This is a genomic window from Vibrio sp. 10N.222.46.A1 (assembly GCF_041473595.1).
In the GTDB taxonomy this organism is placed as follows: Bacteria; Pseudomonadota; Gammaproteobacteria; order Enterobacterales; family Vibrionaceae; genus Vibrio; species Vibrio tasmaniensis_A.
On the sequence record NZ_JBFRSN010000621.1, the window covers coordinates 1 to 4,164 of the forward strand.

Genomic DNA, 4,164 nt, shown 5'->3' on the forward strand with positions numbered 1-4,164 from the left:
ACATTTCAAGGGCTTCTCCTTGTGCTAGCGCTTCGTTTTTGTAGTCCGCAGGGAAGTCAGGAACGGTAACTAACGGTACGTTTGGCGCCACTTCTAATGAGCCTGCACCTCCTACCCAAAGTAGACGTTCGATGTCAATGCTTGGCAATGTATCAAGTAACTTAGCTGCTGTGTTTTTTACGATGTCGTGATTGCCTAGAGCGCGTCCACCAATCGAAGCAATTACCGCATCAACGCCTGAGAAAGCGGTCGCTAGACTTGCCGCTTCATCTTGTAAATCAAATGAACGAACTTCAACATCGCTGATTTTTACGCGGCTTGCATCTCTTACAACAGCAACAACTTCGTGTCCGCGAGATTGAGCTTCTTGAGCGATGTGACTACCAATCCAACCTGATGCGCCTAATACTGCAATTTTCATAATGTCTCTCCAATTATCTAATTTATTGAGTCTGTTTCTCGACAGCCATTGCAGTCTAATAGCTCACTAGGTTGCGATAAATATCGTAAAATGATGTAGATTGTATCTATACAGTTATCTAATAGGCTTGGTTAAGTCGGCAAGGGAGAGTGTGATGGACAGGTTGACGGCGATGCGTAGCTTTGTTGAAGTCGCAAATTGCGCCAGTTTTACTCAAGCAGCAGAGCATTTGGACATGAGCCGTTTACAGGTTTCACGGCATGTTCAAGAGATCGAAGGGTGGTTAAAACAAAGGTTACTGCACAGAACTACTCGTAAGGTCAGTTTGACAGCGGCAGGAGAGATTGCGCTGCGACGTTGCGAGAAGATACTCCATGAAACCGCAGAGCTAGAAGTCACTTCACTCAATCAAACCGACGATCTTTCAGGGGTAATTCGAATTGCAGCGCCGATTGGTTTAACTCAAAATATGCTGTTGGATGTGGTTGAGCAATTCACAGAGCGTCACCCTAATATCACGGTCGAGTTGTTTGCCTCAGACCGTTTTGCGCAGCTGGTGGATGAGAGAATAGATATTGCCCTTCGCTATACTGACCAACCTGACGATAGTTTGATTGCTCGAAAGCTCATGGACATTGATTCAGTGGTGTGTGCCTCTCAAGTCTACCTAGACAAGTACGGAGAACCTGAAACGGTCGAAGCACTTCGACAGCATAACTGCTTTCGCCATTTGAGTGTTTCTAAGTGGGATTTCGTTAAGGATAACCAGCACTATTCGGTTGAGGTGTCTGGCACTATCAAGGCTAACGATGTTGGGGTATTAACTCGCGCCGCACAGCATGGAAAAGGGATTGTTCGCTTACCTTGTGATTTAGCCAATCCGTTGATTGCAGAAGGGAAATTGAAACGAATATTGGATGACTTTGTTTCACCCTGCAGTGTGCTTTGGGCGGTGTATCTGTCTCGCAGTTATCAGCTGCCTGTTGTTCGTCAGTTCATTGATTTTGCAGCAGAAGTTTGGTCTAGCGATATTAAGTCTGGTGATGTTTGAGCTTATATATCTTAAGTACACAAGTACACAAGTACACAAGTACACAAGGCATAAGCAAACAAATACAAAAATCCGATATCAAAGGTGATATCGGATTTGAACTCAATAATTCAGAGTTCCACACGCTCTCCTCTCACGAAGTCTTTACACGTATCTGTGTACCGATAATCGGGTGTTTATCGCCTTATCGTTGATGTCAGGTAAAGGCTGATACAAGTTTCTAGTAATGTCGGATAATACTTGGTCGTAAACTTGCGATACGACGCTAGAAATATCACTGGTTAATTCGTATAAGCTATCTGTCGGTTGGGTTAATTCGTTGCTCGATGCGATTTCTGCGAGTGCATGCATCGCTCGAGTGCAAACTGGTGATCCACTGCTAATAGGGCAGATAATTGATAATTGGTTGAGTTTACGGTGAGTCTGAGATGCATAGAATTTGAATCTCGCATACTCCTCAGGTATTTCCGTATTCGACTTTTCTATCCCAGGGATGGCCATTCTCAACTTGGTAAGGATCTCCATACAATCTAAGATCTGTTGCCAGTTCATGTGGTACTCACGGCTCATGTCTTCTCGTTCTGATTGAATCAGCCAGATGATCATCACTTCATCCATCAAGAACATGCTGTGACGAATCGTTTTTCCATGAATCGATTGATTACGTACTAAGCTACGGTTTTGCCAGTCATTGTGCATAGCGATGAGTTTGAGGTGATAAATGCGATACATCGGACGGCTGTCAAACGACACATGAGATTGAAGCAGTTCAGATACCTCAAGTATGTTGTCGTAAATCTGATTCACTTTTCGAATTGAGTCGCTCGTCAATTGATACGCCAGAGCATAATGCGTTGCCGCGCGATGTTTGCGTGATAGCAACAATAACTGTCTGAGTAGAACTAAGGTTTCAAACCGGTGTGATAGCGCTGTTTGTCTCTTCTTTGAGAAATGAAACAGCGCTGCAAGTACTAATAGGGATAAACCCACTGAAATAACGACCAACATATTCAACTCCTAATATCTGAATACCTACTTAGTGGTAGTTCACGATTTGTGCCAAAATTGATAAACATTATATTTCAACGACTTATATTTTAAGCCCGCTTGTGGATGACCAATACTGGTGCATCACCTCACCATTCGAGTGAGTGCGATAGAAGAGGTTAGAGGTTTTTATAGTTTCTAGACTTTGCTATGGCTGAAGCATAAATAGCTACAATCTGGCTAACCTCTTATGCAAGGTTAGTCAGATTGGGTTACACAGAGATGTACATTCAGTGAGTAGATAGTGAAGGTATGACTAAAGATTTACGGCGAATGTACCACTGAGAAGACAGATAACCGCGAAGCTCGTTTAGGTCGATAGCCCAATAGCTCAATAAGTCTATCGATCCAGAAATCAATAGCTAGATAAATCAATAGCGCGATAAGTCGATCACTTTATTGCATAGCTTACTCAAAGCCAGTTGATCATGGCTGATCAAAATTAGGCCGCAGTTAGCTTCTTTCGATACTTCAACAATCAGCTTTAGCGTTTGGGCTGCTGTGATGGGGTCTAATCGTGATGAGGGTTCATCTGCAATTAACAGTTTTGGGCTCATCAGTAGCGCTCGTAAAATCGCAAACCTCTGCAATTCTCCTCCGGATACTTGGCTTGATGGACGTTCAAGCAAAGCAGAGTTAAGGCTCAATCTATCTAGAAGTACGGGTATCTTGGAGCGATTTAGCTTGTGAAGCGCACATAAGTCATTAAGTAACGTTTTTAGTGTTGTGTGAGGGGAGTGCGCACTGGGTGGATCTTGGTAAAGCTTGAGGCGTTGTCCTTTTTCGATTTTTTGAAGCCAGTCGATATTGCCGGAAAAGTCGTGATGCAACCCTAGTAAAGTATCGGCGAGAGAAGATTTCCCGCATCCGCTGTCACCATAAACTCCCAGTATTTCACCTTGTGATAATGAGAACGTGAGATCTGAAAAGAGTGTTCTTTGATCGCGGTAAATCGCTAAACTTTCAACTTCAAGCAATGGCTTCTGCCCGCTTTGTATACCAACCTCTGAGGGAGTAGCGTGACTATTTGATTCATTTGAAGGTTGCGAGGAAGTTGGCTGATCAAGATACCAATACTCAGGTTGCGCTTGTATTAGCGCTTTTGTGTAGGCCGCTTGTGGCTGATCTAAAATGGCTTTAGCGTCTCCCCTTTCAACAATTGCCCCTTCTTTCATGACAATGATGTCACCACCTAACATTTTAGCCAGCTTAATGTCGTGAGTGATGGTGAGCAGGCCACCGGGTTTGCCATTTTCAAGTTGTTGGCAGTGAGAAAGGAGAAGTTGCCCAACGTGATCACGTCGGCTTTCGTCTAAGCCTTTTGTGGGTTCATCGGCAATTAACAGTTTGCCTCCAGCTTGTGTCGCACATAAGTACGCAGCACGTTGCGCCATTCCGCCCGAGAGTTCAAATGGGTGTTTATCTCCATCTTTGCCCAGATCCATTTGTTGAAGTGCATGATGGGTGAGTGTGTCACTCTGGGAACGACCTTCGTTTAAAACCAGCTTATGAACTTCGCTTATCTGCGATCCTATAGTCCGAAGCGGATTGAGTGCTAACCAAGGTTCTTGAGGTAGCAAAGCTATTTCTTTGCCCCAAAACCGTTCTCGATTTAAAGGGTTAAGCTCATCAAACAAAGTAATGT

General features: G+C 43.9%; 4 protein-coding genes. 1 reads left to right on the forward strand and 3 read right to left on the reverse strand.

The features are described 5' to 3' along the window. A partial coding sequence (locus AB4496_RS17150; protein ID WP_372131454.1) for an NAD(P)-dependent oxidoreductase occupies positions 1 to 421 on the reverse strand: 421 nt, incomplete at its 3' end. Between the two features lie 154 nt (positions 422 to 575). On the opposite strand from AB4496_RS17150, the gene AB4496_RS17155 reads away from it, so the two are divergent. After that, positions 576 to 1,472 carry a LysR family transcriptional regulator gene (locus AB4496_RS17155; RefSeq protein WP_102258233.1) on the forward strand — a complete coding sequence of 299 codons (897 nt, stop codon included), beginning with the start codon at positions 576 to 578 and terminating at the stop codon, positions 1,470 to 1,472. Between the two features lie 144 nt (positions 1,473 to 1,616). Here the strand turns inward: AB4496_RS17155 and AB4496_RS17160 are convergent, their stop codons facing one another. Continuing rightward, positions 1,617 to 2,480: a hypothetical protein gene (locus AB4496_RS17160; RefSeq protein ID WP_017097986.1), complete on the reverse strand. Its 864-nt coding sequence runs from the start codon at positions 2,478 to 2,480 to the stop codon at positions 1,617 to 1,619. A 410-nt stretch (positions 2,481 to 2,890) separates the two neighbouring features. Continuing rightward, positions 2,891 to 4,164 (reverse strand): ATP-binding cassette domain-containing protein (locus tag AB4496_RS17165; RefSeq protein WP_372131456.1); only part of this gene is annotated, 1,274 nt, incomplete at its 5' end.